This window comes from Rhizobium sp. SRI_017 (assembly GCF_057586295.1).
The window spans coordinates 706,753-731,708 of record NZ_JBYCZP010000001.1 but is presented as its reverse complement, the minus strand read 5'-3'; the positions used below and the strand labels follow the sequence as shown (position 1 = coordinate 731,708).

The following is a 24,956-nucleotide window of genomic DNA, read 5'->3' as shown; positions in this document are numbered from 1 at the left end:
TCCTTCCGGGGGCTAGGCGCTCCGGCGAAGGGCAGAAGCCTCGTTCGTCAAGCCATTGAATTTGAACTGACTGACCATCTGGCGCAGATTTCCGCTTTCATTGGCGAGCGACGCGGATGCGGCGCTGGCCTCTTCGACCATGGCCGCATTCTGCTGCGTGGTCTGGTCGAGGTTGTTGACGGCCGTATTGACCTCCTGCAGACCAAGCGACTGTTCACTCGAGGACAGCGCAATGGCATCGACATGCTGGTTGATGGTGATAATCAGATTGCCGATCACCTTGAGTGCCTCGCCGGTCTTGGAGACCAGATCGACACCGGTGGCCACCTCGCCGCTCGAGGCCTGGATCAGAGCCTTGATTTCCTTTGCCGCTTGCGCCGAACGCTGTGCCAGTTCCCGGACTTCCTGGGCGACGACGGCAAATCCCTTGCCGGCTTCGCCGGCGCGGGCTGCTTCCACGCCTGCGTTCAGCGCTAGCAGATTGGTCTGAAATGCGATCTCGTCGATAACGCCGATGATGCTGGAAATCTGGTGGGAGGACTGTTCGATCCTGCTCATTGCGTTCACAGCTTCGGCGACAATCGCTTCCGACTTGGTTGCGTTGGCGCGGGCGTCGGCGGCCACGTTGCGGGCTTCGCTGGCGCGTTTCGAAGAGGATGTGACGTTGGCTGTGATTTCGTCAAGCGCCGCTGCAGTTTGTTCAAGCGCCGCGGCCTGCTGCTCGGTACGTCTTGCCAGATCGTTCGCGCTGGTTGCGATCTCTCCGGAGCCGCCGTCGATGACGCCCGCCGAGCCGGCGAGGCGTGCGAAGGTTTGGCCCAACTGGGCGACCGCACCGTTGAAATCCCGGCGCAGGGGCTCGAAGTCCTCGGCGAAGGGCTGGTTGATCACGGATGTCAGGTCGCCGTCTGCCAGCCGCTTCAGGCTCGTTGCGAGGCTGCTTGTCGCCTGCGCCATCGCTTCGGCTTGCGCATGGTCTATCCGCTCGCGTCGCAGGCGTTCTGTTTCCCTCTGGGCGCGGCTCGCCTCCATCTCCTCGTCGGCGGCGATCTTGGCAATCGCCGTCTGCCGGAAAACCTCTACCGCGCCGGCCATTGCGCCAATCTCGTCGGTGCGAGATGCATGCGGTATCTGTGTCGCGGTATCGCCGTCTGCCAGCCCGGTCATAGAGTTGGTGATCGCCTTGATCGGACGGGAGATGCCGACAATCACAAAATAGGTTGCACAGGCGCTGACGGCTGCCACGACAGCGATCAGAATCCATGTCACCAGCAGGATGAAGGCGTAGCTGGACTGGCTATCCTCGAAGGATTTCGCCGCTCCATTCACATTGATGAGGAGCAATTCCGCAACGGACTTTTCGGCACTGTCCAGCACTTGCTGCATGGTCGTGTGAAAGATCGTCTTGGCAACCTCGTTGTCGTTATTCCTGGATTTTTCCAGCATGGGCTCGGCGGCTTGATGATAGGCCTCGGCCTGGCTCTCGATTTCCTTCAACAGGTCTGCTTCGCGCGGAGAGGAAATGAGCGGCCTATAGGCGACAATGGCGACTTGAAGCGCTGTCCGCTGCTCTATGATCTGCTTTTCCGCGCCGGCAATGGCTTCGTCGCTGATCGCCATGATGTGGTCCGCGTAGGCTGACTTCATTTTCTCAAGTTCGAACTGTGTCCGACGAACGACGGATACGCTTGGGAGCCAGTTTTCCGCGATCTGTTGCGTGTCGTGATTGATCGCGCGCATGCTGTTCAAGGCATACATCGAGAACGAGAGAAATATGAGAGAAAACAGCAAGTTTACGGCGATCAAGGAAGTCTGAACGCGCGGCCGACGCATGGTGGAGCTCCAGAATTGATTCCCGACGAGATGGTCTTTCCAGTCCCGAGACTTCGTTAAGTCCGCCTTAAGCATAACGATTAATATTTAAGGACAAGTGAATATGATGGGGCGTTCCCGGTCGCCCGACGGCTCCCCTTCAGCGCATCACGGGGCGGGTGATGAAGCAATCGTCGCATCACCTACCAGCATTCGATGAGATCGGCTCCTTCCAGGCTGCCCAACAAATGCGCAGCCTGCACCAAATCTGTGCATGTTGCGACATTTCAACGCATAGGATTGTTGACAGCGCTGCCATCGCGGCCTATTCCTTTCGAGAAAGTATTTTGCCTGGGAGGCAAATACTGGACAGCCCCCAGGGGCGTGGGAGGAGACATGACACCGGTTGAACACGGTGTCGATGCGGCTTTGTCAGACCGCATCGACAGGATGCATGCACGCGACCGTCTCGGACTTATTATTTTCGTCGTCGTTCTCTGGTGCACCATGCTTTTCGCATTGTTCACCATCTGGCCCTTCATCTCGGTGCCGGCCATTCGCGCGATCCTCGCCATCTTCTGCGGGCTGGTGCTGATCTTCAACACCGCCGCCGTGGTCGCGATGCTGCGCCACTATGCCGACGACAAGCACTTCATTTACGGGCTCGACCTGAAGCATCTCGACGAGATGCGCGCGCGTCGTCGTTGAGGGAGGAGACATCATGGCCTACCAACCGCCCAAACAAAGTCTCGCGGGACAGATCGTCGACGTCATCACGCTGCTGTTGCTGACGGTCGGCGCGCTCTATGTGCCCCTCTATCTCGGCCTTGCCGGCGCGGCGAAGACGCCGGCGCCGATCGCCAACCCGACCTGGGAAGCGCTCGGCCAGAACGCTACCGAACAAGCGCAATGGGCGGCCCTCGGGATTACCGATCCCGCGGCGGCCAACGACATCATCACCGCCCGTTTCGACTATTCGTTCAGCTGGGCGGCGTTGATTACGATGATCGTGCTGGTCATCGGCTATTTCGTTCTGGTCGTCCGGCTTTCCGACAAGGAATACCGCGAAGTGATCGATGAACGTTTCGGTTCCAAGAAATAGGGGCGCCCAAATGGATACCTGGACAATCCTCGAATATGTCGCCTGGGCGCTTTCATTCCTCTTCGGCGCGCTGATGCTTTACGACCTGGTGAAGGTGGATACGACCTATGACAACGACCTGCTGACTTCATCCCGCGAAGGCGAGATCGAGGCAGAGGCCGAACGTCACGTGATCTGAGGGGGCTCAAATGGCAGAAGCAAATTCCGCATCGCAGCCCGAACGCCTGCAGTTGCTGCGCGTGCTCGGCCCCGCCCATATCTGGGCGCTCGGCGTCGGTATCGTTCTGGTCGGCGAATATATGGGCTGGAACTTCTCGATCGGCAAAGGCGGCATGATCGCCGGCCTCGTCGCCTGCTGGGTGGCGGGGCTGCTCTATACCTGCGTTGCGATGATCGACTCGGAAGTAACCTCAACGGTCGCGGCGGCCGGCGGGCAATATGCCCAGGCCAAGCATATCGTCGGGCCGCTGATGGCCTTCAATGTCGGCCTGTTCCTCGTCATGGCCTACACGATGCTGGAAGCGGGCAATGCGATCACCATCGGCTTCCTGCTCGATACGGTGGCCGGCATGCAGGGCCATTCCGGCCTCAACCAGCAGCCCTTCATCATCCTCGCCATCATGTTCCTGGCATGGCTGAACTATCGCGGGGTATTGGCGACGCTGAACTTCAATCTCGTCATCACGGGCATTGCATTCCTCGCGATCGTGATCCTCTTCGTCGTGGTGCAGATGGGCGCATCGACCGTGCCGCTCGATTTCTCGGCCGTCACGACCGACCCGCTGCCCTATGGCTGGATGGGCATCATCGCCTCGGTGCATTTCGGCCTCTGGTACTATCTCGGCATCGAAGGTACCTGCCAGGCGGCGGAGGAGGTGCGCTCGCCGTCCCGCTCGCTGCCCTACGGCACCATGGCCGGCATCATGACTCTGCTGATTGCCGCGACCATGACCTGGTATGTCTGCTCGGGCCTGATCCCCTGGGAATATCTCGGCCAGGCCGGCACGCCGTTGTTCGATGCCGCCCGGGTCACCGGCAGCGGCGGATTGATGGTGTTGCTGTTCATCGGCACGATCTTCTCGACGCTGGCCTCGGCAAACGGCTGCATCAACGACGCCTCGCGCGCCTGGTTTTCCATGGGCCGCGACCGCTACCTGCCGATCTGGTTCGGTGCGGTGCATCCCACCTATCGCACGCCCTATCGCTCGATCGTCTTCCTCGTGCCGATCGCGCTGATCTTCGCGCTCGGCGCGCCGCTCGACCAAGTCGTGACCTTCTCGATCCTGTCCGGGCTGCTCGGCTACACCTTCATGACCTTCAACATGGTGATGTTCCGCAACAAGTGGCCGCTCGGCTCGATCAAGCGCGGCTATGTTCACCCGCTGCACCCGCTGCCGACGATCGTGCTGCTGATCCTGTGCGCGACGGCCTACTTCGCGGTGTTCCTCGGCTACGGCACGCAGCTCATCGCCATGGTCGCCTTCTATGTCGTCGCGTCGCTCTGGTTCCACTTCCGGCGTTATCGCTACGTGCGTCGCGGCGACCAGTTCACCATGCCCTGGCCAAAGCCGCAGGGATATTGATGACGGAGGTATCGCCGGCATGACCACGAGCTTCGCCTTGCTGATACTTTCCCCAGTACTCTGCGCGTGGCTCGTTGCGAGGGCGATCAAGGATCACGGGCAAGCCATGGTGGCGCGCCATGGCCTGCTCGACGAAGCCGGGGCGTTGCTCGCTGAAGCCGAATGCACGATTGGCCCTGACCAATATCCTGTCGTCAGAGGACGGATTGCCGATGGCCGGCGCGTGAAGGTCGAACTCGTTGCCGACACCATGATCACAAGGCGGCTGCCGCAGCTCTGGCTGCGGCTGACGCTCTATGATGCCGCGCCGGACCGGCCGCGGATCGGCGCGCTGGCCCGCCCGACCGGCGGCGAATATTACTCGCTTGTGCATGAAATGCCGCAATGGATGGAGCCGCCGCAGACGGGCACGTCGATGCTGATGCGCGGTGACGGCAGCGCCACGCCCTGGCAGGTCGATCAAGTGCTTCGGCACTTCGGCGCCCTGTTCGCCGATCCCATCGTCAAGGAAGCGGTGATCAGTCCGAATGGCGTCCGCATCATGCTGCAGGCGGCCCAGGGCGAACGGGCGGCGCATCTCTTCCTCCGCCAATCCCGCTTCGCCACAACAGCCGTTCCGGGCGAAGACATCCGCAAGGCGATTGCGATGGCCGATGCGCTGGCGGCAGTACTGTCCATGCCGGAGCCCGCACAGGTGGGGGCGACAGAGGCAGCGTAGAGAGTGCATTGATGACGAGACCGCTCAATCCCTATCTCGTTCTGGCGCTGGCGATCATCCTGCCGGGGGCAGGCCATGTGGCGGTCGGCGAGCCGCGTCGCGGCCTGGCCTTCGCCTTCTTCGTGCTGCTGTTCGGTGCGCTGACCTATGCCACGACCACGCCGGACATTTCCTTCATCGGGCGCCATGCCGGCGGGCTCTTCGTCTGGGCGCTCTCGATTCCCGATGCCTATCGCCGCGCGCGTATCCGTGCTGCAGGCGTCAGGCTCACGTCCTGAAGGGCGGCAGCCGGCGCTTGATCGGCGAGGCCTTGATCATCGACGTGTTGGTCTCGGCGCGTTCGGCGATCTTGTCGAGTATGCCGTCGAGCTCGCTCATCGACCGCACCACGAGCCGGCCGATGAAGCAATCGTCCCCCGTGACCTTGTCGCATTCGATGAATTCCGAGGTCTCCTGGATCAGCCGCTCGACGATGTGGAGTTGGCCGGGCAGGGGGCGCACACGGACGATGGCCTGTAGCGGATAGCCGAGGGCGGGCAGGTCGAGATCGACGGTGAAGGCCGAGATCACGCCGCGCTCCTCCAGCCGCCGAACCCGTTCGGCGGCGCTCGGCGAGGAGAGGCCGGCGGCCTCCGCCAGTTCCTTGAGCGGCATGCGGGCATTGCGGCTCAGCGCTTCAAGAATGCGCTGGTCGATGGTGTCGAGCGCGTCATTAGGCATTTCTGTCATCCGACTTCGAATAATTAGGCCAGAAAGTGATTTTGCCTCTCTGATCCTATATTGCAGCGTGCTCTTGCGCAATATTATTTGGCCAACGAACCAGGAGCAGGACCATGGCGACGGATATCAGGCGCGGCACAATCGAAATGACGGCAGCAATGCTGATCTCGGGCACGATCGGCTGGTTCGTGCTGGTCTCCGGCCAGCCGGTGGAAAACGTCGTGTTCTGGCGCTGCGTCTTCGGCATGGTAGCGCTTCTCGCGATCTGTGCAGCACTCGGTTATCTCAAGCCCGGCATTATCACCCGCCGGCAACTCGGAATCGCGGTTCTGGGCGGCATTGCCATCGTTTCCAACTGGCTGCTGCTGTTCGCCGCCTATCCCAAGTCCTCGATCTCGATCGCGACCACCGTTTACAACACCCAGCCCTTCATGCTGCTCGGCCTCGGCGCGCTGTTTCTAGGCGAGAAGATCACGGTGGAGAAACTCGCCTGGCTGGCGCTTGCTTTTGCCGGCATGCTGCTGATCGTGCAGGCCAAGCCGGATGGCACTATTGCGGGCAGCGATTATGCGATAGGTGTGGTCCTGGCGCTCGGCGCCGCCTTCTTCTATGCGCTCGCCGCCTTCGCCGCCAAATGGCTCAAGGGCGTGCCGCCGCATCTCGTGGCGCTGATCCATGTGGTAACCGGCGTGGTGATGCTGGCGCCTTTCGCCAATTTCCAGATGCTGCCGCAGGACGCCCAGGCTTGGTCGCTGCTGGCCACGATGGGCTTCGTCCATACCGGGCTGATGTATATCCTGCTCTATGGCGCGATCCAGCGGCTGCCGACACATCTCACCGGCGCGCTGTCCTTCATCTATCCGGTCGCTTCGATCGTGGTTGACAGGCTGGCCTTCGGCCACCTGCTCCAGCCCTCGCAAATAACAGGCATGGCCTTGATCTTCGCCGCCGTGGCGGGCATGAATTTCGGACTGAAACTGTGGCGGGCAACGCTGAAATCGCCGAGTTTGTGAGGAGGGACTGTCGTGATCACCTGCTATCTCCACTATGTCATCGATCCCTACAAGCTCAAGGAATTCGAACACTATGCAAAGCTCTGGATCCCGCTGGTGACACGCATGGGCGGCACGCATCACGGCTATTTCCTGCCGCATGAGGGCGCGAGCGACATAGCGCTCGCGCTGTTCAGCTTTCCGTCGCTCGCGACCTACGAGGACTATCGCAAGAAGCTGGCCGTCGATCCCGAATGCCAGGCGGCACTCGCCTACGCCGAAGAGACGCGCTGCATCCTGCGTTACGATCGGAGCTTCATGCGGCCGGTTTTTTGAGATGGCTGACGAGCTGGAGCTCCGCAGCGGATATTTCGCGGACCGTGCATCCTTCCTGGCGCTGGCCGGGTTGCTGCAAGATACTTTCGAGATCGATATTGGCCTGCTCGACCGGTTCGGCGGCCCCGATCTGACGGCCATGCCATCAGGCTTTTTCGATGCCGACGGGCGATGCGTCGCCAATTTCAGCGCCTTCTCCATGCCGCTGGTCGTCGATGGTCGGCATGTCCGCGCCGTCGGGTACCAGTCCGGCGCCGTGCGGCCGGACTATCGCGGCCGGGGTCTCTATCGCGACCTGATGCAGCGCGCCTATGACTGGGCTGAGGCGGAAGGGTTTGAGGCCCACCTGCTGCTGACCGACAAGCCGGACCTCTATCGACCCTATGGCTTCGAGGTGGTGCCGCAGCACTTGTTTCGGGGGGCCGCTCCCACGCCTGACGGCAGCGCGGATGCGCGGTTGCTTTCGCTCGACGATGACGACGATCTCGGCCTGATCTCGGCGATGCTCGAGAACCGCTGCGATGTGTCAGAGCGGTTCGCCGTGCGCCGGGCGTCCAAGACCTTTCTGCTCAATGCCTGCTTCGATCGGGATATCCGGCTTTCCCATCTCGCTGCGCCCGACGCCGTCGTTGCCTGGAAGGTGGAGGGCGATACGCTGCAATTGCTCGATATCGTTGCGGAGCGGGCGCCGGGGCTGCCGGCGATTGTCGGAGCGATGGGGTCGGACGCCCGATTCGTGGAGGTTCTGTTTCCGCCGGATCGGCTCGGCTGGACGGGAGAGGCCGTGCCCTATCGGGGCAGTTGCGATCTGATGGTCCTAGCAGCAAAGACCAATCCGGTGCCGAGTCAGGCCTTCATGCTGGCGCCGATGATGGATTTTTGATTTCGTCATAAGAACGTATAATATTGATATTTTCCGTTAGTATTACGGAATGTGCGATAGATTGCCGCGACAATTGACAGTCTGGCGAGGCAGGTCTATGAAGGGCGGCCAAAGGATCGCCCCGCATGACCCTCTCCACCATCGCCACCTATGCGCTTGCCCTTTTCGTCGTCGCCCTGATCCCGGGACCGGGCATCACGGCGCTGGTCGCCCGTGCTCTCGGCACCACCTTTTCCGAGAGCCTTGCCATGGCGGTGGGCATCTCGCTCGGCGATCTCGTCTTCCTGACCGCCGTGGTCCTCGGCCTCTCGGTCGTGGCGCAGACCTTCGGTTTCGTCTTCCTCGTCATCAAATATGCAGGTGCTGCCTATCTCGCCTGGATGGCCTACAAGATCTGGACCTCGGGCATCGTCCGGACTGACATCAAGGTGGCGAACCGTGCGAGCGTCTTTCAGGCGATGATGTCGGGGCTGTTCGTCACGCTCGGCAATCCCAAGGCGATGCTGTTCTATCTCGCGCTGGTGCCGACGATCGTCGACATCACCAAGGTTACCTTTGCCGACTATGTCATCCTGCTCGCGGTCAGCATGGGCGTGCTGCTTGTCGTCACGATCCCCTATATCGCGCTGGCCGCCAAGGCGCGCGATTTGCTCCGCCATCCGGCGGCACTCAAGCGGCTCAACCGCGCTTCGGCGACTTTCCTGGCCGGCACCGCGAGCTATATTGCTATTCGATCGAATTAGTAGAAAATATTTTCGGCAGCGCCCCGAAAGCGGGTGGTTATTCCAGAAATATTGCCCGTTCGGATGGAATCTGTCTGGAAAGACGCGGCTTTCCCTCCTAGTTTCTCTGCCAACGGAATAGAAGCAAGGGAGAGCATCATGGCAGACGCACGCAAGCCGGGCCGCGGCCGGGTCTACAATTCGATCACCGAAACCATTGGCGACACCCCGATCGTCCGGCTCGACAAGCTGGCGAAGGAAAAGGGCGTCACGGCCAACCTCCTTGCCAAGCTCGAATTTTTCAATCCGATCGCCTCCGTCAAGGACCGTATCGGTGTCGCGATGATCGAGTCGCTTGAAGCCCAGGGCAAGATCTCGCCCGGAAAATCCACGCTGGTCGAGCCGACCTCGGGCAATACCGGTATCGCGCTCGCCTTCGCAGCGGCCGCCAAGGGCTACAAGCTGATCCTCACCATGCCCGAGACCATGTCGATCGAACGCCGCAAGATGCTGGCGCTGCTCGGCGCCGAACTGGTGCTGACCGAGGGCGCCAAGGGCATGAAGGGGGCGATCGCCAAGGCCGAGGAACTGGCTGCGACCATTCCCGACGCGATCATCCCGCAGCAGTTCGAAAACCCGGCCAACCCGGAAATCCATCGCAAGACCACCGCCGAGGAAATCTGGAACGACACCGATGGCACTGTCGATATCTTCGTTTCCGGTATCGGTACGGGCGGTACGATCACTGGAGCAGGCCAGGTGTTGAAGGCGAAGAAGCCCAGCATTCAGGTCATCGCCGTCGAACCCGCCGACTCGCCGATCCTGTCGGGCGGCAATCCCGGTCCGCACAAGATCCAGGGCATCGGCGCCGGCTTCGCCCCCGCCATTCTCGACAAGTCAGTCTATGACGAAGTCGTCACCGTCACCAATGACGAGGCCTTCCAGAATGCCCGCCTCGTCGCCAGACTCGAAGGCGTGCCGGTCGGCATCTCCTCGGGTGCGGCGTTGACGGCGGCCATCAAGGTCGGACTGCGCCCGGAGAATGCCGGCAAGAACATCGTCGTGATCATCCCCTCTTTTGCAGAGCGCTATCTGTCGACCGCGCTGTTCGAGGGATTGGGGAACTGAGCCTACGCATCCGCCACGACACAAAAGGGCCGGCTTTCCGGCCCTTTTCATGTCCGGCACTCTCGATCATGAGTCGCGGAGGAGATGCGGATGATCTGGACTCCTTGCGAAAACGGCTCGACATCAGGCACGATGGGCTCCGAGGGTGGGGTCGTTCTCCGCGACGAGGAGCACGAAACCGGCGCTCGCATCACGCTCGAAGAATGCGGCCATCCGCCATTCGCGATCACTTGCGGCATCTATGACGTCATGGTCCACACAGCCTTTGCTGCGACCGAGATCGAGGCAAATGATGCCTATGATGCGATGAAGGCGGATATCGAGATGCTGCTCGGTCTCTGGCCGGATGACGACGCCGAGCCGGAAGCCAAGAGCCGCTTTTGCGATGCGATTTCGGCCTTTGCGAACAAGTACTGAGCCACCGGAACCCGGGACATAGCCGACCCTCAGGCCGCGCTCTGCAATCGCTCCCCCGCCATACGATAGGATATGGCCTCGGCGAGATGGATACGGCCGACGCGCGGGCTCTCGTCAAGATCGGCCAAGGTGCGCGCGACCTTCAGGATGCGGTGATAGCCGCGGGCCGAGAACTTCATCTTGTCGGCGGCATCGCGGAGCAATTGCAGGCCCGCGGCATCGGGTTCAGCGACCGTCTCGATCAGTGCCGTCGAGCAGCGGGCGTTGCAGCCGACGCCGGGCGTGCCGAGTGCGATGAAGCGGTCGCGCTGCAGCTGCCGTGCCCTCGCCACGCGTCGGGCGATTGTTTCGCTGGTATCGGCCGCCACCGGCCTCATCAAATCGCCGGCGCTGACCGACGGCACGTCGATCCTGATATCGATCCGGTCGAGCAGCGGACCGGAGAGCCGCGCCTGATAGTCGCTGACGCAGCGCGGGCCGCGGGCGCAGAGATGACCGGGCTCGCCGGCCATGCCGCATTTGCAGGGATTCATTGCTGCGACGAGCTGGATACTGGCGGGATAGCTGACGTGATGATTGGCGCGGGCGATGACGCATTCGGCGGTTTCGAGCGGCTGGCGAAGTGCATCGAGCGTCGCGGGATGGAATTCCGGCAGTTCGTCGAGAAAGAGCACCCCATTATGCGCGAGCGAGGCCTCGCCGGGCCGGGCGCGCAAACCGCCGCCGACCAGTGCTGCCATCGTAGCGGAATGATGCGGCGCGCGGAAAGGCCGGCGGTCGGAAAGCTTGCCGCCCGGCAGCTGCCCGGCGATCGAATGGATCATCGAGACTTCGAGCAATTCGGCCGCCGAAAGCGGCGGGAGGATCGAAGGAAGACGCTGGGCGAGCATCGACTTGCCGGAACCGGGCGGGCCGATCATCAAGAGATTGTGGCCCCCGGCTGCGGCCACTTCCAGCGCCCGCTTGGCGCTTTCCTGGCCCTTGATGTCGGCGAGATCGGGGAGATTGGCGGGAACGGCCCGGATAGCAGGTTCCGGCCGGCTCAGCACCTGCGTGCCGCGAAAATGGTTGGCAAGTGCGATAAGGCTGCGTGGGGCGAGGATATCGATACCAGAACCGGCCCATGCGGCTTCCGAGCCGCTGTCATAAGGGCAGATCAGGCCCTTGCCCATGGCGTTGGCGCTGATCGCAGCCGGCAGGGCACCGGCGACCGGCGCGATCGTGCCGTCTAGGTTGAGTTCGCCGATCACGACATAATCGGCCAATGCGTCGCCGGGAATGGCCCCGAGAACGGCCATCAGCGCGAGCGCGATCGGGAGATCGTAGTGACTGCCCTCCTTGGGCAGGTCTGCGGGCGCGAGATTGACAGTGACCTTCTTTGGCGGCAGCGTAAGGCCGGAGGCGTGCAGCGCCGCCTGCACCCGCTCGCGGCTCTCGGCCACGGCCTTGTCGGGCAGGCCGACGACATACATGTTAAGCTTGCCGGGACCGACCATGACCTGCACATCAACAGGCGCCCCCTCGATCCCCTGGAATGCAACCGTCGCAACTCTCGCCACCATCGCCCACGCCCCTCAATCACCCGCTCTCATGGCGAGCATACACGCATTTAGCGGTCAGTGATTGCAATCAAGCATGGAATATGGAATAAAACAAGAACAATTTACGAACGAAAACCCGCTCAGGGTGCAATTAAGTTGCATGCGGTTGTGCGAGGAGAACACACTTGTTCAACCAGGCGCGCCGTTGCATTGCGCCGGGAGCGGTCAGGCGCGCTTGCGCTCGATGGCATCCCACATCAGGGACGCCACATCGGTGCCGCTGAAGCGCTTCACTTCGCGGATGCCCGTGGGGGAGGTGACGTTGATTTCGGTCATGTAGTCGCCGATCACGTCGATGCCGACGAAGATGAAGCCCCTTTCACGCAAGGCGGGGCCGATCCTGGCGCAGATTTCGCGCTCGCGGGTGGTGAGTTCGGTATGTTCCGGCCGGCCGCCGGCATGCATGTTGGAGCGGGCGTCGTTTTCCGCCGGCACGCGGTTGATCGCGCCGACCGGCTCGCCGTCGACCAGCAGGATGCGCTTGTCGCCCTTGCGGACGTCGGGGAGATATTGCTGGGCGATGAAGGGCTCGCGGAACATCTGCGCGAACATTTCCATCAGCGAGGAATAGTTGCGGTCGTCGCGGGTGGAGTGGAACACGCCGGCGCCGCCATTGCCGTAGAGCGGCTTGAGGATTATATCGCCCATCTCGGCGCGGAAGGCGGCGATTTCCTTGGGGTCGCGGCTGATCAGCGTCTTCGGCATCAGGTCGGCGAATTCGGTAACGAAGATCTTCTCTGGTGAATTGCGCACCCAGGCCGGGTCGTTGACCACAAGCGTCTTGGGGTGGATGCGTTCGAGCAGATGGGTGGCGGTGATATAGGCCATGTCGAAGGGCGGGTCCTGGCGGAGCAGCACCACGTCCATGGTCGATAGATCGACCTTTTCGGCCTCGCCGAGCGTGAAATGGTCGCCCTTCACGTCGCGCAGTTCCATCGGCTCGACGGTGGCCATGATCTTGCCATCGCGCATCGAGAGCTGGTTGGGTGTGTAGTGGAACAGCTTGTAGCCCCGGGCCTGCGCCTCGAGGCTCATGGCGAAGGTCGAATCGCCGTTGATGTTGATGGTGGACACGTGGTCCATCTGGACGGCGACGTTCTTGATCTTGGCCATTTTCTGCCCCTTACAAGCCCCGAAATATCGCCAGTGATGTAAGACGGCCCCATGGGCATGGCAAGCCCGTCAGGCCGGGGAAAACCCGTCCACCCGGCAGGTGATCAGGTCGTGATCCGAGAGCGGCCGGCCATTCGCGTCGAGGGATGAGACGATGGCAGAGCGCGAAATGTCCAGTCCGCGGCTCAGGAACCAGTCGAGCTTCATCGCGCGATGTGGCCAGCGGGTGATCAGGCTCGGCCGTGTCGTCATCTGCTCGATCGGGCCGCCATGGCGGGCGAAGCCACGGGCGGCGCTCATTGGAAAGAGGCCCTCGGCTTCGAAATCGCCCTCCGCATGATTGCCGGTATTGAGGTCGCCGCCGATGAGGATAGGATGGTCGGGAAAAGCGGTTTCGAAGCGGTCAATGAGCTCTTTCATCTGCCGCTCCCGATAGGCTGCGGTGGTAGCACTTTCGAGATGGACGGAAACGGCGACGAAGGGGCCGGCTTCGGTTTCGATCACCGCACCGACGGCGCAGCGTTCGCCGATGCGCAACTGGTTGGGGTCGTGATTGAGCCAGATGCGCTCGCCCCAGAGGCGGACAAGGAAGGGCCGGCCGAGCGGGGTGGCCGACATCAGGCCGTTGCCATGCAGGCCACGCGCGTTGCGCTCGTCCTTGCAGAATTCACGTTCGGTGTCGGAGCCTAGGCCGAGTTCAATGAATTCGACGCCATAGGCGTATTGCATCGAAAGTTCTCGAGCGACGTCTTCGGTGGTGTTGCGTTGGGCGGTGCGGGCCATGCCGTCGTCCATTTCGGAAACGAGGACGACCTGGGCGCTGGTGGCGGCGATATGGGTGGCGCTGTCTTTCGGAAAGAGGCAGCGCTCGAGGTTCCAGGCGGCGACCGCGAACGGGAAGGCTAGCGGGCCAGAAGCGGACGGCGCGCCGGCGACTTCCAAGGCATTCATCGTCGGCAGCGAATGGAGCAGGTTCTCATGCAGGTCGCGGGAGCGACCAGAGCCGGCGAAGTCACGGAAGACGTCCTGCGGCACGGCTTCGAGGCGATCGGTCGTGAGCGTGATCATAGGATGTTGCTTTCAAGGCGTTTGCCAGATGTGGCATCAAAGTAATGCAGGTCGCTTGGGTCGAATGCGACGCGGATATCGTCGGCGAAGGCATCTTCCGCCGCCGTGGCGACGACCAGGGCCTGGCCATCGACGGCGCCGTGCAGCAGGCGCTGGGCGCCAAGCTCCTCGATATAGTCGAGCTTCATGGTCAGGCCGTCATTGCTTGACGAAGCAATAGTCAGATCCTCGGCGCGCAGGCCGATCGTCAGCGTGTCGCCGCGCGTGGGTGCATGGGCGCCTGGCAGCACCTGGCCGCCGATCTGCCAGTTGCTGCCGACGCGGGTTGCCTTGAGCAGGTTCATCGCTGGCGAGCCGATGAAGCCGGCGACGAAGATCGAAGCGGGCTTGTGGTAGATGTCGAGCGGGCTGCCGATCTGCTCGATCTGGCCGGCATTCAGCACCACCAGCCGGTCGGCCAGCGTCATGGCTTCGAGCTGGTCATGGGTGACATAGATCGACGTCGTGCCGAGCCGGCGCTGCAGCTTGCGGATCTCGCCGCGCATCGAGACGCGGAGCTTGGCGTCGAGATTGGAAAGCGGCTCATCGAACAGGAAGGCGGCCGGCTTGCGGACAATCGCGCGGCCCATGGCGACGCGTTGGCGCTGGCCGCCAGAGAGCGCACGCGGCTTGCGCTCGAGATAGGGTTCGAGCTCCAGCATCCTGGCCGCTTCCGCCACGCGGGCGGCAATCTCCGGCTTCGGCGTGCCGCGATTTTTGAGACCATAGGCGAGATTGTCGTAGACGCTCATATGCGGATAGAGCGCGTAGTTCTGGAACACCATGGCGATGTCGCGATCGGCCGGGTCGGTCTTGTTGACGACCCTTTCACCGATCTTGACCTCGCCCTTGGAGATGTCCTCGAGGCCGGCGACCATGCGCAGCAGCGTGGACTTGCCGCAGCCCGACGGTCCCACCAGCACGATGAACTCGCCATCGGCGACGTCGATATCGACGTTGCTGACGGCGGTCATGCCATTGGAGTAGACCTTGGAGACCTGGTTGATTTCGATGCGTGCCATGGCGGTGTCCTTTACTTGTCGCTCTCGGTGAGGCCCTTGATGAACCAGCGCTGGAACACCACGACGAGCAGCACCGGCGGCAGCATGGCGAGCACGGCAAGCGCGAAGGCCTCGTTGTAATCGGGGATCTGCGAGCCGATCCAGACCTGCAGGATCGACTTGATGCCGCGCATGAGCGTGTAGAAGCTCTCGTCCGTGGTCATCAGCATCGGCCAGAGATACTGGTTCCAGCCATAGACGAACATGATGATGAAGATCGCCGCCATCATGGTCCGCGAGATCGGGATCAGGATATCGACGAAGAAGCGGAACGGACCTGCGCCATCGATGCGGGCGGCTTCAAGCAGCTCGTCGGGCACCGACATGAAGAACTGGCGGAAATAGAAGGTGCCGGTGGCCGACGCGAGCAGCGGCACGATCAGGCCGGTATAGCTGTTGAGCAGATGCAGGTTCGACATCACCTGGTAGGACGGCACGATGCGCACTTCGAGCGGCAGCAGCAGCGTCGTGAAGATGATCCAGAAAGAGGAGGTGGCGAAGCGGAAGCGGAAATAGACGATCGCATAGGCGGCGAGCATCGAGAGCACGATCTTGCCCACGGCGAAGCCTATGCCGAGGATGAAGGAATTCATCAGCATCCTGAGGCCGGTCACCTCGCCAGTGAAGCCGCCCTTCTGGGTCAGGGTCTTGGTATAGGTCTCCTCGAAATGATTGCCCCAGGAGAGCATCAGACCCTTGGAATGGATTTCGGCGGCTTCATGGGTCGAGGTCATGAAAGCGACGACGACGGGCGTCACCATCAGAAGGCAGCCGAGGATGAGGATCAGGTGGTCGAGAGGCTTGGTCTTGTACATGCTCTCAGCCTCTCAATTGTAGTGGACGCGCCGCTCGATGAAGCGGAATTGCAGCACCGTCAGCACAAAGACGACGATCATCAGGATCACCGATTGAGCGGATGACCCGCCGACGTCATTGCCGCGGAAGCCGTCGAGATAGACCTTGTAGACCAGTGTGATCGGGTTGTTGGCCGCCTTGTCCTTCACGATCACGTCGATCACCGCGAAGGTGTCGAACAGCGAATAGGTGACGTTGATGACAAGCAGGAAGAAGGCGGTTGGCGCGAGCAGCGGCAGGATCACGGTCCAGAAGCGCTTGAGTCCATTGCGGCAGTCGATCAGCGCCGCCTCGCGCACCGAGACCGGTATGCCTTGGAGGCCGGAGAGGAAGAAGATGAAATTATACGGGATCTGCTTCCACACCGACACGAAGACCATCGCGAAGGCCGTGTCGAAATAGTTGAGGCCGACCTTCATGTCCCAGCCGAAGAGGGCGGCGGTGTGGACGAAGGGGCCGATATGCTGGTCGAAGAACATCATACCGATCAGGCCCGCGACCGGTGGCGCGATAGCATAGACCGAGATCAGCAATGTCTTGTAAGTCGACGCGCCGCGGATGACGGCATCGGCCTTGACGGCCAGCAGGAGGCCGATCGAGAGTGCGAAGACGGTGACGAGGGCGGTGAAGACAGCCGTGAATTCGGCGATCGGCAGATATTGCGATGAGAAGATCGTGTCGGAATAGTTCTGCAGGCCGACGAAGGTCGAGCCGAAACCGAATGGGTCCTCGATAAAGAAGGAGGACTGCACGGCCTGGACGGACGGCCAGTAGAAGAAAATGAAGATCACGGCGAGCTGCGGCGCCAGGAACAGATAGGGCAGCGTCGGCGACGAGAACTGCACGCGCTTCATGGGATGGGCTTTCGAGTTGAGCTACCCCTCCCCATCCCTCCCCACAAGGGGGAGGGCTAATCTGCCGTGCCGTCGGCCCCTAACCAAATGCGTTCTGCGATTCGCAACGTTGCTGGAGGTCAGGGGAGGTGCCACGGGTTAGCCCTCCCCCTTGTGGGGAGGGATGGGGAGGGGTCTTTTCCATGCGATTGGCCCGGCTTCCGTTGAGAAGCCGGGCCAGCCAGATCTATCTGCTATCAACCCGCCGTTTTGGCGAAGCGGGCGAGAAGTTCGTTGGCTTCGGTCTCGATGGCCTGCATGGCATCCTTGACGGTGGTTTCACCGGCGAAGATCTTGCCGTATTCGCGTTCCATCACGGCGCGGATCTGTGGGTAGAAGCCCATGCGGTAGCCCTTGGACCATTCACCCGACGGCAGCAGGAGCTGCTTGATGCCGACTTCGGCGACCGGCTCCTTCTCGTAGAAGCCTTCCTTCTTGGCCAGTTCGTAGGCCGCCTTGGTGATGGCGACGTAGCCCGTGGCCTGGTGGTAGAACTTCTGGACTTCAGGCGAGGTCAGGAACTGGAAGAAGTCGGCGACGCACTTGTTTTCGGCGTCGGACTTGCCGGACATCGCGAACAGAGCCGCACCGCCGATGAAGGACGAGGTGCCGGCGCCCTTGATCGAACCCCAATAGGGCAGGAAGGTCGCGGAGAAGGGCATCTGTGCCGTCTTCTTCAGGCCGCCGAAGGAACCCGACGAACCGATCCAGAGGGCAACCTTGTTTTCTTCGAAGGGCTTCTGGTTGTCGGACCAGCCGGCGCCGTAATAGGCGAAGTAGCCCTGATCGGACCAGCTCTTGAGCTTGTCGAACATCATGATGAGGTTCGGGTCGGTCATGTGGATCTTGGTGTCGACGATCGAGTTGTAACCATTGTTGTTCGAGGCGAACTGGATGTTGTTGCGCGAGAAGAAGTTCTCGGTGAACTGCCAGGTCAGCTGCGCCTGGACGAGTGGAACGAAACCGGCATCCTTGAGCTTGGGGGCGATTGTCTCGAATTCTTCCCAGGTCTTCGGAGCTTCGACGCCGGCCTTCTTGAGCGCGTCGGTGTTGATATACATGATCGGTGCCGAGGAGTTGAACGGCATGCCGACGAACTTGCCTGATGAGTCGGCGTAGAAGTGGCGAACGCCGTCGATGAAGGCATCGCGGTCGAACGTGTAGCCGGCCTGGGTGATCAGGTCTTCGGCAGGGATCACGGCACCCTTGGCGTTGATGATCGTGGCAGCACCGGCGTCGAAGACCTGCAGGATGTTCGGCTGTTCGCCGGAACGGAAGGCGGCGATGCCGGCAGCCAGCGCTTCTTCATAGGTACCCTTGGAGACGGGGTTCAGAACGCACGCGGTCTGCGCTGCATTGAACTTCTGCGACACTTCGTTGATGACTTCCTGATTGCGGCCACCCATGCCATGCCACCAGGTGATATTGGTTGCGGCGTAAGACGTGGTCGTCGAAAATGCGAGTGCCAATGCGGCAAACGAGAGTTTCCGGATCATGGTTCTTCCCTTCCCACCTTTGAGGCCTGATGGCCTTGGTTTCGGGGTCGTCCCTAGCGATGCTCCATGACGGGAACGTAACGGTTTGATTGCAGCTTCTTGACAGTGCCCGCTGTTCACGGCGCGGCTGGCGATTTTTCAGAACGCATCCCTGAAATGTTTGGGCCAACGCCAGGGGCGGACCGCGATGATGTCATAGGAATAACACAGCTGGCTGGCGTCCTTCTGCGTCTGGAGCCAGTAGAGCGAGGCATTCTTGATGCGCGATTGTGTCAATCCGTTAACGGCAAAAACCGAGTCGGCGGCGGTGGCGCGCGCCTTGACCTCGACGAAACTGACAAGGTCGCCCTTGCGCGCGATGATGTCGATCTCGCCTGATTTGACCCGGTAGCGCATCGCGAGGATGCGGTAGCCGCGCAGCATCAGTGAAAACGCCGCGAGATACTCCGAGAAACTGCCGCGCCGCAGCGCCTTGATGCGTTGAGCCTTCCTGCGCTGGTCGGCATCGCGCGCGGCCATCCGGTCAGTCCTTCAGTTCCAGAAGCCGCTGGTAGAGATCCTTGCGCGGCAGGCCGGTCTGGCGGGCCGCCTCTGCCGCGGCCTTGGCCGTTGGCATGTCGCGCACCAGCGACCTCAGGATATCGTCGAGATCCTGCCCCGCCGGCGCCTCTTTTGCCGAGGGCGGGCCGACGCAGATGACAATCTCGCCCTTCACATTGTCATTTTCTGCATAATGGGCGGCGAGTTCGCTGAGTGTGCCGCGCCGGAACTCCTCGAAGGTCTTGGTCAACTCCCGGCAGACGGAGGCATCGCGGTCACCGAGCACCACCAGCATGTCGGCAAGGCTGGAGGGCAGCCGATGCGGCGATTCGAAGAAGATCAGCGTTCCCGGCACGTCCCTGACCTCCTCGAGCCGGTCGCGCCGCGCCTTTTCCTTCTGTGGCAGGAAGCCCGCGAAGAGGAAGCTTTCATTGGGCAGGCCGGAAGCCGAGAGCGCAGTGACGACGGACGACGGCCCGGGGATCGGCACGACCTTCAGGCCCGCGGCGAGCACTTCCTTGACCAGCCGGTAGCCGGGGTCGGAGACCAAGGGCGTGCCGGCATCCGACACCAGGGCCACTGACTTGCCCTGAGCGAGCGCCGCCACCAGCTTAGGCCCCACCTCATCGGCATTGTATTCATGATAGGCATAGGGCCGGGCTGATATCGCAAAGCGGTCGAGCAACACCCGTGTCACCCGCGTATCCTCGGCGGCAACCACGTCCGCCGCGGCGAGCGTCTCAAGAGCCCTGAGCGTGATGTCCCCGAGATTGCCGATCGGCGTCGCCACGAGATAGAGCGCAGGCTCCAGCGGGCGCGCCTCGATCTCCAGCGTCTTGATCCGGTAGTTCCCCCGGCCCGACCGCGTATTGTCGTCTTCTTTGGTCAATGCATGCTCCGCTCGGCCGTTCCGGCTGTTTATGCGCATTGGGGAAAGTGAGCGCAACTATGAATTAATGGCGGCAATTGGCCGAACCCACTTGCAAAGTTCGGCGCAGTTCTGCCATTTTGCCTGTCCAATCAGGGCGGGACTCCGGTTACTCCGGCAAGATCACAACACGGCAGGCATCATGCGTATCACTCTCGAGCGTTCCAATCTCCTCAAGACCCTCGGTCACGTCCATCGCGTTGTGGAGCGCCGCAACACGATCCCGATCCTGTCCAACGTTCTTCTCCGGGCCGAGGGTGCAAGTGTGCAGTTCAAGGCGACGGACCTGGACCTCGAAATCACCGAGAGCGCATCCTCGATGATCGAGAAGGCCGGCGCGACCACGGTGCCCGCGCATCTGCTCTACGAAATCGTCCGCAAGCTGTCGGACGGGTCGGAAGTGTCGCTCGCCGTCAATCCCGAAGGCACGGCGATGACGGTGAATTCCGGCCGCTCGAAATTCTCGCTGCAATGCCTGCCGGAAGGCGATTTCCCCGATCTCACCGCCGGCACATTCAGCCATTCCTTCAAGATCAAGGCCGCCGACCTCAAGATGTTGATCGAGCGCACCCAGTTCGCGATCTCGACCGAGGAAACCCGCTACTATCTCAACGGCATCTATTTCCACACCGTCGAGGCCGATGGCCAGCTCAAGCTGCGCGCCGTCGCCACCGACGGCCACCGCCTTGCGCGCTCCGAGATCGAGGCGCCGTCGGGCTCCGAGGGCATGCCGGGCATCATCATCCCGCGCAAGACGGTCGGCGAAATCCAGAAGCTGATCGAAAACCCTGAAGCCGAAGTCCGCTTCGAAGTCTCCGACGCCAAGATCCGCCTCTCCTTCGGCGATATCGTGCTGACCTCGAAACTGATCGACGGTACCTTCCCGGACTACCAGCGCGTGATTCCGGCCAACAACGACAAGGAAATGCGCGTCGACGTCTCGACCTTCGCCAGTGCCGTCGACCGCGTCTCGACCATCTCCTCCGAACGCGGCCGCGCGGTGAAGATCGCACTCACCGACGGACAGATGGTGCTGACCGTCAACAACCCGGATTCGGGCAGCGCGACGGAAGAGCTTGCCGTCTCCTATGAAGGCGATCCGCTCGAAATCGGCTTCAACGCCCGCTACCTGCTCGACATCACCGGTCAGCTTACTGGCGACGATGCGGTCTTCAAACTTGCCGACCCCGGTTCGCCGACCATCATCCTCGATTCGTCGAGTGCCGATGCGCTCTACGTCCTGATGCCGATGCGCGTCTGACGGATCTTCGGACCAGGATCTGTTGAATTCCTGATCCCAGGGTTAACCAAGACAAAACTTTACGTTGTTAATCGAATAAGTGTCTTGCTTTTACCGTTTTTTGACTGTTTTGGTAGGTCAAAGAACATAAGGGGAAGCCGGAACATGCAGCGCATTCGAAGCCGCCTGGCCGAGAAGTTCGACGACGAAATCCGCTTCATCAAGGGCATGATTTCCACCCCCAAGACTGTCGGCGCCATCATGCCGACCTCTGCTCGCATGGCGGCGCGGATGGCGAGCATTATCGACACGGGTTCGGGCCTGCCCGTTCTCGAACTGGGGCCGGGCACCGGCGTTATCACCAAGGCAATTCTGGAAAAGGGTGTGAAGCCGGAGGATCTGGTTTCCGTCGAATATTCGAGCGAATTCGTCCGCCACCTGCGCGGCAAGTATGCGGGCGTCAACTTCATCAACGGTGACGCGTTTTCGCTCGCCGAGACGCTCCGGGACTATCGCGGCAAGCAGTTCGATTGCGTGATCTCGGGCATCCCGCTGCTCAACTTTCCGATGCATCAGCGCGTCAAGCTGATCGAGGACCTGCTGAAGCTCGTACCGGTGGGGCGGCCGATCGTGCAGTTCTCCTATGGCCCGGTCTCTCCGATCGCGGCGCGGCCTGACAGCTACACGATCAAGCATTTCGACTTCGTTGTGCGCAACATCCCGCCGGCGCAGATCTGGCATTACCGCAAGACGCACTAGGCCTGGCGTGTTCGGCCTCTACATCACGCATCCACAGGTCAGGATCGATCCCGACGTACCGGTCCCCAAATGGGGGCTAAGCGATGTCGGCCGCGCACGCGCCGAGATGGCCGCGGCCCAGCCTTGGGTGAAGCATATCAAGCAGATTGTCTCCAGCGACGAGACCAAGGCAATTGAACTCGCTGAGATCCTTGCCACCGCGGCCGGGGTGAAGGTCGAGATAGCCGAAGACGCCCACGAGAACGACCGCTCCGCCACCGGTTTCCTGCCGCCCCCGGAATTCGAGAAAGCCGCCGACTGGTTCTTCGCCCATCCCGAGGAAAGCTTCCACGGCTGGGAGCGGGCGATCGACGCGCAAACACGAATCGTCTCGGTCGTGAAGGGCGTGCTGGCCAATCGCGATCCGTCTCAGCCCATCGCCTTCATCGGCCATGGCGGCGTCGGCACGCTGCTCCGCTGCCACCTCGCCGGCCTGCCGATCGCCCGCGGCCATGACCAGCCGCCGAATGGCGGTGGGAATGTGCATGCGTTCGGGCTGGGGGATCTCAGGCCGTTGTCGGGATGGGTGCCGATGGAAGAGTGGCAGACGCCCCGCTTCTGAACACCCCGCCCCTTGTGGGGGAGGGGGTCTTCACAGAACCTGAAGCGTCCTTATTGCAGCACAGTCAAATCCATCTCCGCCAGCGTATCCCTGTCTGCCACTGAGCCGATCTCGACAATCTTGCCGTCGCGGATCGTGACCTCAAGCACCAGCCGGAGATTGCCTTCTGGCGCGATGATGACGCCGATGGCGCCGTCGATGAGACCGACCTGGGCGCTGCGGGCGCGGCCGGCGAAGGCTTGCGCCACGGCATCTGCGCCGCGCGTCGTCGGCGGGATGGCGCCGAGGCGGATGGCGGCGGTGTCTGCGCGCATTACCACATTCGGGTCGAGCACGGCGAGCAGGCCGCTCAGGTCACCCGTGCGTGAGGCTGTCAGGAAAGCGCTGACGATCGAGCGGTTGCTGGCAAGCTGGGCCTCATCCGGGCTTGGCTTGCCTTGAACGCGGCGGCGGGCGCGGCTGGCGAGTTGGCGCGCAGCGTCCGGCGTGCGGTCTACGATCGGCGCGATCTCGTCGAAGGGCAGGTCGAACATGTCATGCAGTACGAAGGCGATGCGCTCCGCCGGGGTCAGCTGCTGCAGGACGACGAGCATGGCAAGGCCGACGGAATCGGCCAGCATCGCCTCATGCTCGAAGCCGCCAGGGTCGGATTGGCTGACCGAAGGCTCAGCAACACCTGGGCCGAGCGGATCCTCGCGTCGCTGCTTGCGGGTGCGCAGCATGTCGAGGCAGATGCGTGAGACGACGGTGGTCAGCCAGCCGCCGAGGTTGCGGACGTCGGACGCCGCCGCACGCGAGAGCCGGAGCCAGGCCTCCTGCACCGCGTCTTCCGCCTCGCTCGTGGAGCCCAGCATGCGATAGGCGACGCGCCTGAGGTGAGCGCGGTTTGCCCTGAATTGCTCGGCCAGGAATTGCTCGGCCTGAAAATTATCTTCGCTCATCGGTCACATTCCCCAATCCGGTTGCGTCAGATGGATGACGAACGGGATGCAGCCGGTGTGACAGATCCGACTGCCCCAGAGAAGTCGTCAATGCCAAACCTTTGATTTCAAGGAGAAATACCATGCCGGCAAGAATGAACAACCCCGCACTCGTCCTGCCCGACGCGCTCAAGGCGCTCTATGCGCTTGACAAGTCGACCGCCGAACTGCTGCCGATCACAACCCGCAAGCTGGTGCATCTCCGTGCAAGCCAGATCAACGCCTGCAGCGTCTGCGTCGGCATGCATGCGCAGGAACTGAAGAAGGAAGGCGAGAGCGACGATCGCATCTTCTCAGTCGCCGCCTGGCGTGACACGCCCTACTTCACCGATGCCGAGCGCGCGGCGCTGGCGCTGACGGAGGAACTGACCCGCATCGCCGACAAGGGCGATCCGGTGTCGGACGCCGTCTGGGCCGAAGCCGCGAAGCACTATGACGAGAAGGCGCTTGCGGCGCTGATCCTTTCCATCGCCCAGATCAATGTGTGGAACCGGCTCAATGCCGCTGCCCGGATGATGGCGGGCGCGCCCTGGAAATAATCATTTTCCAGTGATTTGCTCGTCTTTTGCCTTGCGGACCGGTGGTGGCCATGCCACTGGTCCGCGCATCATTTGCAGGTAGAGGACGTGTTCATGGCAGCGAGAGACCATCTCATCGTCGGCCTCGACGTGCCGAATATCGGCGAGGCGGAAGCCATCGTGAAGAAGCTCGGATCGTCGGTCGACTACTACAAGATCGGCTATCAGCTTGTCTTCGCCGGCGGCCTGGAATTCGCCAAGGATCTGGCGCGCGAGGGCAAGAAGATCTTCCTCGACATGAAACTGCTCGACATCGACAACACGGTGGCGTCGGGCGTCGAAAATGTCGCCAAGATGGGCATGACCATGCTCACGCTGCACGCCTATCCCAAGGCCATGCGCGCCGCGGTCGAGGCGGCAAAAGGTTCGAATCTCTGCCTGCTCGGCGTGACGGTCCTGACTTCGATGGATGAATCCGACCTGATCGACGCCGGCTACGAATATGACCCTCATACGCTGGTCCTTCGCCGGGCCGAACAGGCACGCCGCGCCGGTATGGGTGGCATCGTCTGCTCGGCCGAGGAAGCCGCCGCCGTGCGCCGCGTTGTCGGTCCCGATCTCGCCGTGGTCACTCCGGGCATCCGGCCGACGGGCAGCGATCCCGGTGACCAGAAACGGGTCATGACGCCAGCCGACGCGATCCGCGCTGGCGCAACCCATCTCGTTGTGGGACGGCCGATCGTCAAGGCGCCGGACCCGAAGGAAGCCGCGCGGTCGATACTTGCCGAAATCGAGGCCGCGACCTAGATTTCCCTAGAAAATTTCTCTGCAAATTCAGAGCTGTCAGGAGG

Annotated in this window: 29 protein-coding genes; 17 read left to right on the top strand and 12 right to left on the bottom strand. The window is 61.9% G+C overall.

Going from position 1 to position 24,956, the window contains the following annotated elements; genetic code table 11:
- Positions 1-12: 12 nt before the first annotated feature.
- On the bottom strand, positions 13-1,833 hold the full coding sequence (locus AC2YI2_RS03625; RefSeq protein WP_487385049.1) for a methyl-accepting chemotaxis protein: 1,821 nt from the start codon (positions 1,831-1,833) through the stop codon (positions 13-15).
- A 375-nt stretch (positions 1,834-2,208) separates the two neighbouring features.
- Between AC2YI2_RS03625 and AC2YI2_RS03620 the strand changes: the two genes are divergently transcribed.
- The 6 genes from AC2YI2_RS03620 to AC2YI2_RS03595 are packed head-to-tail and all read left to right on the top strand — an operon-like array spanning position 2,209 to position 5,493.
- The gene (locus AC2YI2_RS03620; RefSeq protein ID WP_487385048.1) at positions 2,209-2,520 is read left to right on the top strand and encodes a hypothetical protein; all 312 of its coding nucleotides are present in this window, start codon (positions 2,209-2,211) and stop codon (positions 2,518-2,520) included.
- Between the two features lie 13 nt (positions 2,521-2,533).
- Complete coding sequence (locus AC2YI2_RS03615; RefSeq protein ID WP_487385047.1) at positions 2,534-2,914, top strand: hypothetical protein; 381 nt, start codon at positions 2,534-2,536, stop codon at positions 2,912-2,914.
- 10 nt (positions 2,915-2,924) lie between these two features.
- Positions 2,925-3,092 carry a hypothetical protein gene (locus AC2YI2_RS03610; RefSeq protein WP_487385046.1) on the top strand — a complete coding sequence of 56 codons (168 nt, stop codon included), beginning with the start codon at positions 2,925-2,927 and terminating at the stop codon, positions 3,090-3,092.
- Positions 3,093-3,102: 10 nt separating this feature from the next.
- Positions 3,103-4,497 (top strand): APC family permease, encoded by a 1,395-nt coding sequence (locus AC2YI2_RS03605; protein WP_487385045.1) that lies wholly within the window; start codon positions 3,103-3,105, stop codon positions 4,495-4,497.
- 19 nt (positions 4,498-4,516) lie between these two features.
- Entirely contained in the window at positions 4,517-5,215 is a 699-nt protein-coding gene (locus AC2YI2_RS03600; RefSeq protein WP_487385044.1) for a hypothetical protein, read from the top strand.
- Between the two features lie 11 nt (positions 5,216-5,226).
- Positions 5,227-5,493 carry a hypothetical protein gene (locus tag AC2YI2_RS03595; RefSeq protein WP_487385043.1) on the top strand — a complete coding sequence of 89 codons (267 nt, stop codon included), beginning with the start codon at positions 5,227-5,229 and terminating at the stop codon, positions 5,491-5,493.
- Here the strand turns inward: AC2YI2_RS03595 and AC2YI2_RS03590 are convergent.
- The gene (locus AC2YI2_RS03590) at positions 5,483-5,935 is read right to left on the bottom strand and encodes an Lrp/AsnC family transcriptional regulator (protein ID WP_487385287.1); all 453 of its coding nucleotides are present in this window, start codon (positions 5,933-5,935) and stop codon (positions 5,483-5,485) included. The genes AC2YI2_RS03595 and AC2YI2_RS03590 overlap by 11 nt on opposite strands.
- 113 nt (positions 5,936-6,048) lie before the next feature.
- Here AC2YI2_RS03590 and AC2YI2_RS03585 point away from each other — a divergent pair, with 113 nt between their 5' ends.
- The 6 genes from AC2YI2_RS03585 (at position 6,049) to AC2YI2_RS03560 (ending at position 10,413) form a co-directional block, all read left to right on the top strand.
- The gene (locus AC2YI2_RS03585) at positions 6,049-6,948 is read left to right on the top strand and encodes a DMT family transporter (RefSeq protein WP_487385042.1); all 900 of its coding nucleotides are present in this window, start codon (positions 6,049-6,051) and stop codon (positions 6,946-6,948) included.
- 12 nt (positions 6,949-6,960) lie between these two features.
- Positions 6,961-7,263: an NIPSNAP family protein gene (locus AC2YI2_RS03580; RefSeq protein WP_487385041.1), complete on the top strand. Its 303-nt coding sequence runs from the start codon at positions 6,961-6,963 to the stop codon at positions 7,261-7,263.
- A 1-nt stretch (position 7,264) separates the two neighbouring features.
- Positions 7,265-8,146: a GNAT family N-acetyltransferase gene (locus AC2YI2_RS03575; protein WP_487385040.1), complete on the top strand. Its 882-nt coding sequence runs from the start codon at positions 7,265-7,267 to the stop codon at positions 8,144-8,146.
- A gap of 125 nt (positions 8,147-8,271) precedes the next feature.
- Positions 8,272-8,889 carry a LysE family translocator gene (locus AC2YI2_RS03570; RefSeq protein ID WP_487385039.1) on the top strand — a complete coding sequence of 206 codons (618 nt, stop codon included), beginning with the start codon at positions 8,272-8,274 and terminating at the stop codon, positions 8,887-8,889.
- A gap of 138 nt (positions 8,890-9,027) precedes the next feature.
- Positions 9,028-9,996: a cysteine synthase A gene (cysK, locus tag AC2YI2_RS03565; RefSeq protein WP_487385038.1), complete on the top strand. Its 969-nt coding sequence runs from the start codon at positions 9,028-9,030 to the stop codon at positions 9,994-9,996.
- A gap of 90 nt (positions 9,997-10,086) precedes the next feature.
- Positions 10,087-10,413 (top strand): hypothetical protein, encoded by a 327-nt coding sequence (locus tag AC2YI2_RS03560; RefSeq protein ID WP_487385037.1) that lies wholly within the window; start codon positions 10,087-10,089, stop codon positions 10,411-10,413.
- A gap of 29 nt (positions 10,414-10,442) precedes the next feature.
- On the opposite strand, the gene AC2YI2_RS03555 is transcribed toward AC2YI2_RS03560, so the two are convergent.
- From AC2YI2_RS03555 to rsmI, 9 genes are all read right to left on the bottom strand, one after another.
- Positions 10,443-11,975, bottom strand: coding sequence for a YifB family Mg chelatase-like AAA ATPase (locus AC2YI2_RS03555; RefSeq protein ID WP_487385036.1), 1,533 nt, complete (start codon positions 11,973-11,975; stop codon positions 10,443-10,445).
- Between the two features lie 204 nt (positions 11,976-12,179).
- A complete protein-coding gene (gshB, locus tag AC2YI2_RS03550) occupies positions 12,180-13,127 on the bottom strand; it encodes a glutathione synthase (protein WP_487385035.1) in 948 nt (315 codons plus the stop codon).
- A 69-nt stretch (positions 13,128-13,196) separates the two neighbouring features.
- On the bottom strand, positions 13,197-14,195 hold the full coding sequence (locus AC2YI2_RS03545) for an endonuclease/exonuclease/phosphatase family protein (RefSeq protein WP_487385034.1): 999 nt from the start codon (positions 14,193-14,195) through the stop codon (positions 13,197-13,199).
- Positions 14,192-15,256: a sn-glycerol-3-phosphate import ATP-binding protein UgpC gene (locus tag AC2YI2_RS03540; protein ID WP_487385033.1), complete on the bottom strand. Its 1,065-nt coding sequence runs from the start codon at positions 15,254-15,256 to the stop codon at positions 14,192-14,194. Before AC2YI2_RS03540 ends, AC2YI2_RS03545 begins: the two co-directional genes overlap by 4 nt.
- Before the next feature lie 11 nt (positions 15,257-15,267).
- Positions 15,268-16,110: a sn-glycerol-3-phosphate ABC transporter permease UgpE gene (ugpE, locus tag AC2YI2_RS03535; protein ID WP_487385032.1), complete on the bottom strand. Its 843-nt coding sequence runs from the start codon at positions 16,108-16,110 to the stop codon at positions 15,268-15,270.
- A gap of 12 nt (positions 16,111-16,122) precedes the next feature.
- The gene (locus AC2YI2_RS03530; protein ID WP_487385031.1) at positions 16,123-17,004 is read right to left on the bottom strand and encodes an ABC transporter permease subunit; all 882 of its coding nucleotides are present in this window, start codon (positions 17,002-17,004) and stop codon (positions 16,123-16,125) included.
- Positions 17,005-17,240: 236 nt separating this feature from the next.
- Complete coding sequence (locus AC2YI2_RS03525; RefSeq protein ID WP_487385030.1) at positions 17,241-18,539, bottom strand: extracellular solute-binding protein; 1,299 nt, start codon at positions 18,537-18,539, stop codon at positions 17,241-17,243.
- Positions 18,540-18,677: 138 nt separating this feature from the next.
- Positions 18,678-19,058 (bottom strand): YraN family protein, encoded by a 381-nt coding sequence (locus tag AC2YI2_RS03520; protein WP_487385029.1) that lies wholly within the window; start codon positions 19,056-19,058, stop codon positions 18,678-18,680.
- A 4-nt stretch (positions 19,059-19,062) separates the two neighbouring features.
- A complete protein-coding gene (gene rsmI / locus AC2YI2_RS03515) occupies positions 19,063-20,007 on the bottom strand; it encodes a 16S rRNA (cytidine(1402)-2'-O)-methyltransferase (RefSeq protein ID WP_487385028.1) in 945 nt (314 codons plus the stop codon).
- A gap of 142 nt (positions 20,008-20,149) precedes the next feature.
- Between rsmI and dnaN the strand changes: the two genes are divergently transcribed.
- From dnaN to AC2YI2_RS03500, 3 genes are all read left to right on the top strand, one after another.
- Positions 20,150-21,268: a DNA polymerase III subunit beta gene (gene dnaN / locus AC2YI2_RS03510; RefSeq protein ID WP_487385027.1), complete on the top strand. Its 1,119-nt coding sequence runs from the start codon at positions 20,150-20,152 to the stop codon at positions 21,266-21,268.
- Positions 21,269-21,412: 144 nt separating this feature from the next.
- Complete coding sequence (gene pmtA / locus AC2YI2_RS03505) at positions 21,413-22,006, top strand: phospholipid N-methyltransferase PmtA (RefSeq protein ID WP_487385026.1); 594 nt, start codon at positions 21,413-21,415, stop codon at positions 22,004-22,006.
- 7 nt (positions 22,007-22,013) lie between these two features.
- Positions 22,014-22,607 carry a histidine phosphatase family protein gene (locus tag AC2YI2_RS03500; protein WP_487385025.1) on the top strand — a complete coding sequence of 198 codons (594 nt, stop codon included), beginning with the start codon at positions 22,014-22,016 and terminating at the stop codon, positions 22,605-22,607.
- Between the two features lie 50 nt (positions 22,608-22,657).
- On the opposite strand, the gene AC2YI2_RS03495 is transcribed toward AC2YI2_RS03500, so the two are convergent.
- Complete coding sequence (locus AC2YI2_RS03495) at positions 22,658-23,548, bottom strand: sigma-70 family RNA polymerase sigma factor (protein ID WP_487385024.1); 891 nt, start codon at positions 23,546-23,548, stop codon at positions 22,658-22,660.
- Between the two features lie 122 nt (positions 23,549-23,670).
- Between AC2YI2_RS03495 and AC2YI2_RS03490 the strand changes: the two genes are divergently transcribed.
- Both AC2YI2_RS03490 and pyrF read left to right on the top strand, forming a co-directional pair.
- The gene (locus AC2YI2_RS03490; RefSeq protein ID WP_487385023.1) at positions 23,671-24,126 is read left to right on the top strand and encodes a carboxymuconolactone decarboxylase family protein; all 456 of its coding nucleotides are present in this window, start codon (positions 23,671-23,673) and stop codon (positions 24,124-24,126) included.
- 93 nt (positions 24,127-24,219) lie between these two features.
- Entirely contained in the window at positions 24,220-24,912 is a 693-nt protein-coding gene (gene pyrF / locus AC2YI2_RS03485; protein WP_487385022.1) for an orotidine-5'-phosphate decarboxylase, read from the top strand.
- The last annotated feature ends 44 nt before the right edge of the window (positions 24,913-24,956 follow it).

What these genes read in the sequence shown, in the direction of transcription:
- AC2YI2_RS03590 (WP_487385287.1), bottom strand. Translation starts at nt 5,935, where the DNA reads ATGCCTAATGACGCGCTCGACACCATCGACCAGCGCATTCTTGAAGCG.
- AC2YI2_RS03540 (WP_487385033.1), bottom strand. Translation starts at nt 15,256, where the DNA reads ATGGCACGCATCGAAATCAACCAGGTCTCCAAGGTCTACTCCAATGGC.
- ugpE (WP_487385032.1), bottom strand. Translation starts at nt 16,110, where the DNA reads ATGTACAAGACCAAGCCTCTCGACCACCTGATCCTCATCCTCGGCTGC.
- rsmI (WP_487385028.1), bottom strand. Translation starts at nt 20,007, where the DNA reads ATGCGCATAAACAGCCGGAACGGCCGAGCGGAGCATGCATTGACCAAA.
- pyrF (WP_487385022.1), top strand. Translation starts at nt 24,220, where the DNA reads ATGGCAGCGAGAGACCATCTCATCGTCGGCCTCGACGTGCCGAATATC.
- AC2YI2_RS03495 (WP_487385024.1), bottom strand. Translation starts at nt 23,548, where the DNA reads ATGAGCGAAGATAATTTTCAGGCCGAGCAATTCCTGGCCGAGCAATTC.
- dnaN (WP_487385027.1), top strand. Translation starts at nt 20,150, where the DNA reads ATGCGTATCACTCTCGAGCGTTCCAATCTCCTCAAGACCCTCGGTCAC.
- AC2YI2_RS03620 (WP_487385048.1), top strand. Translation starts at nt 2,209, where the DNA reads ATGACACCGGTTGAACACGGTGTCGATGCGGCTTTGTCAGACCGCATC.
- AC2YI2_RS03520 (WP_487385029.1), bottom strand. Translation starts at nt 19,058, where the DNA reads ATGGCCGCGCGCGATGCCGACCAGCGCAGGAAGGCTCAACGCATCAAG.
- AC2YI2_RS03560 (WP_487385037.1), top strand. Translation starts at nt 10,087, where the DNA reads ATGATCTGGACTCCTTGCGAAAACGGCTCGACATCAGGCACGATGGGC.
- AC2YI2_RS03610 (WP_487385046.1), top strand. Translation starts at nt 2,925, where the DNA reads ATGGATACCTGGACAATCCTCGAATATGTCGCCTGGGCGCTTTCATTC.
- AC2YI2_RS03575 (WP_487385040.1), top strand. Translation starts at nt 7,265, where the DNA reads ATGGCTGACGAGCTGGAGCTCCGCAGCGGATATTTCGCGGACCGTGCA.
- pmtA (WP_487385026.1), top strand. Translation starts at nt 21,413, where the DNA reads ATGCAGCGCATTCGAAGCCGCCTGGCCGAGAAGTTCGACGACGAAATC.
- AC2YI2_RS03525 (WP_487385030.1), bottom strand. Translation starts at nt 18,539, where the DNA reads ATGATCCGGAAACTCTCGTTTGCCGCATTGGCACTCGCATTTTCGACG.
- AC2YI2_RS03595 (WP_487385043.1), top strand. Translation starts at nt 5,227, where the DNA reads ATGACGAGACCGCTCAATCCCTATCTCGTTCTGGCGCTGGCGATCATC.
- AC2YI2_RS03585 (WP_487385042.1), top strand. Translation starts at nt 6,049, where the DNA reads ATGGCGACGGATATCAGGCGCGGCACAATCGAAATGACGGCAGCAATG.
- AC2YI2_RS03615 (WP_487385047.1), top strand. Translation starts at nt 2,534, where the DNA reads ATGGCCTACCAACCGCCCAAACAAAGTCTCGCGGGACAGATCGTCGAC.
- AC2YI2_RS03555 (WP_487385036.1), bottom strand. Translation starts at nt 11,975, where the DNA reads ATGGTGGCGAGAGTTGCGACGGTTGCATTCCAGGGGATCGAGGGGGCG.
- AC2YI2_RS03625 (WP_487385049.1), bottom strand. Translation starts at nt 1,833, where the DNA reads ATGCGTCGGCCGCGCGTTCAGACTTCCTTGATCGCCGTAAACTTGCTG.
- AC2YI2_RS03530 (WP_487385031.1), bottom strand. Translation starts at nt 17,004, where the DNA reads ATGAAGCGCGTGCAGTTCTCGTCGCCGACGCTGCCCTATCTGTTCCTG.
- gshB (WP_487385035.1), bottom strand. Translation starts at nt 13,127, where the DNA reads ATGGCCAAGATCAAGAACGTCGCCGTCCAGATGGACCACGTGTCCACC.
- AC2YI2_RS03545 (WP_487385034.1), bottom strand. Translation starts at nt 14,195, where the DNA reads ATGATCACGCTCACGACCGATCGCCTCGAAGCCGTGCCGCAGGACGTC.
- AC2YI2_RS03570 (WP_487385039.1), top strand. Translation starts at nt 8,272, where the DNA reads ATGACCCTCTCCACCATCGCCACCTATGCGCTTGCCCTTTTCGTCGTC.
- cysK (WP_487385038.1), top strand. Translation starts at nt 9,028, where the DNA reads ATGGCAGACGCACGCAAGCCGGGCCGCGGCCGGGTCTACAATTCGATC.
- AC2YI2_RS03605 (WP_487385045.1), top strand. Translation starts at nt 3,103, where the DNA reads ATGGCAGAAGCAAATTCCGCATCGCAGCCCGAACGCCTGCAGTTGCTG.
- AC2YI2_RS03600 (WP_487385044.1), top strand. Translation starts at nt 4,517, where the DNA reads ATGACCACGAGCTTCGCCTTGCTGATACTTTCCCCAGTACTCTGCGCG.
- AC2YI2_RS03490 (WP_487385023.1), top strand. Translation starts at nt 23,671, where the DNA reads ATGCCGGCAAGAATGAACAACCCCGCACTCGTCCTGCCCGACGCGCTC.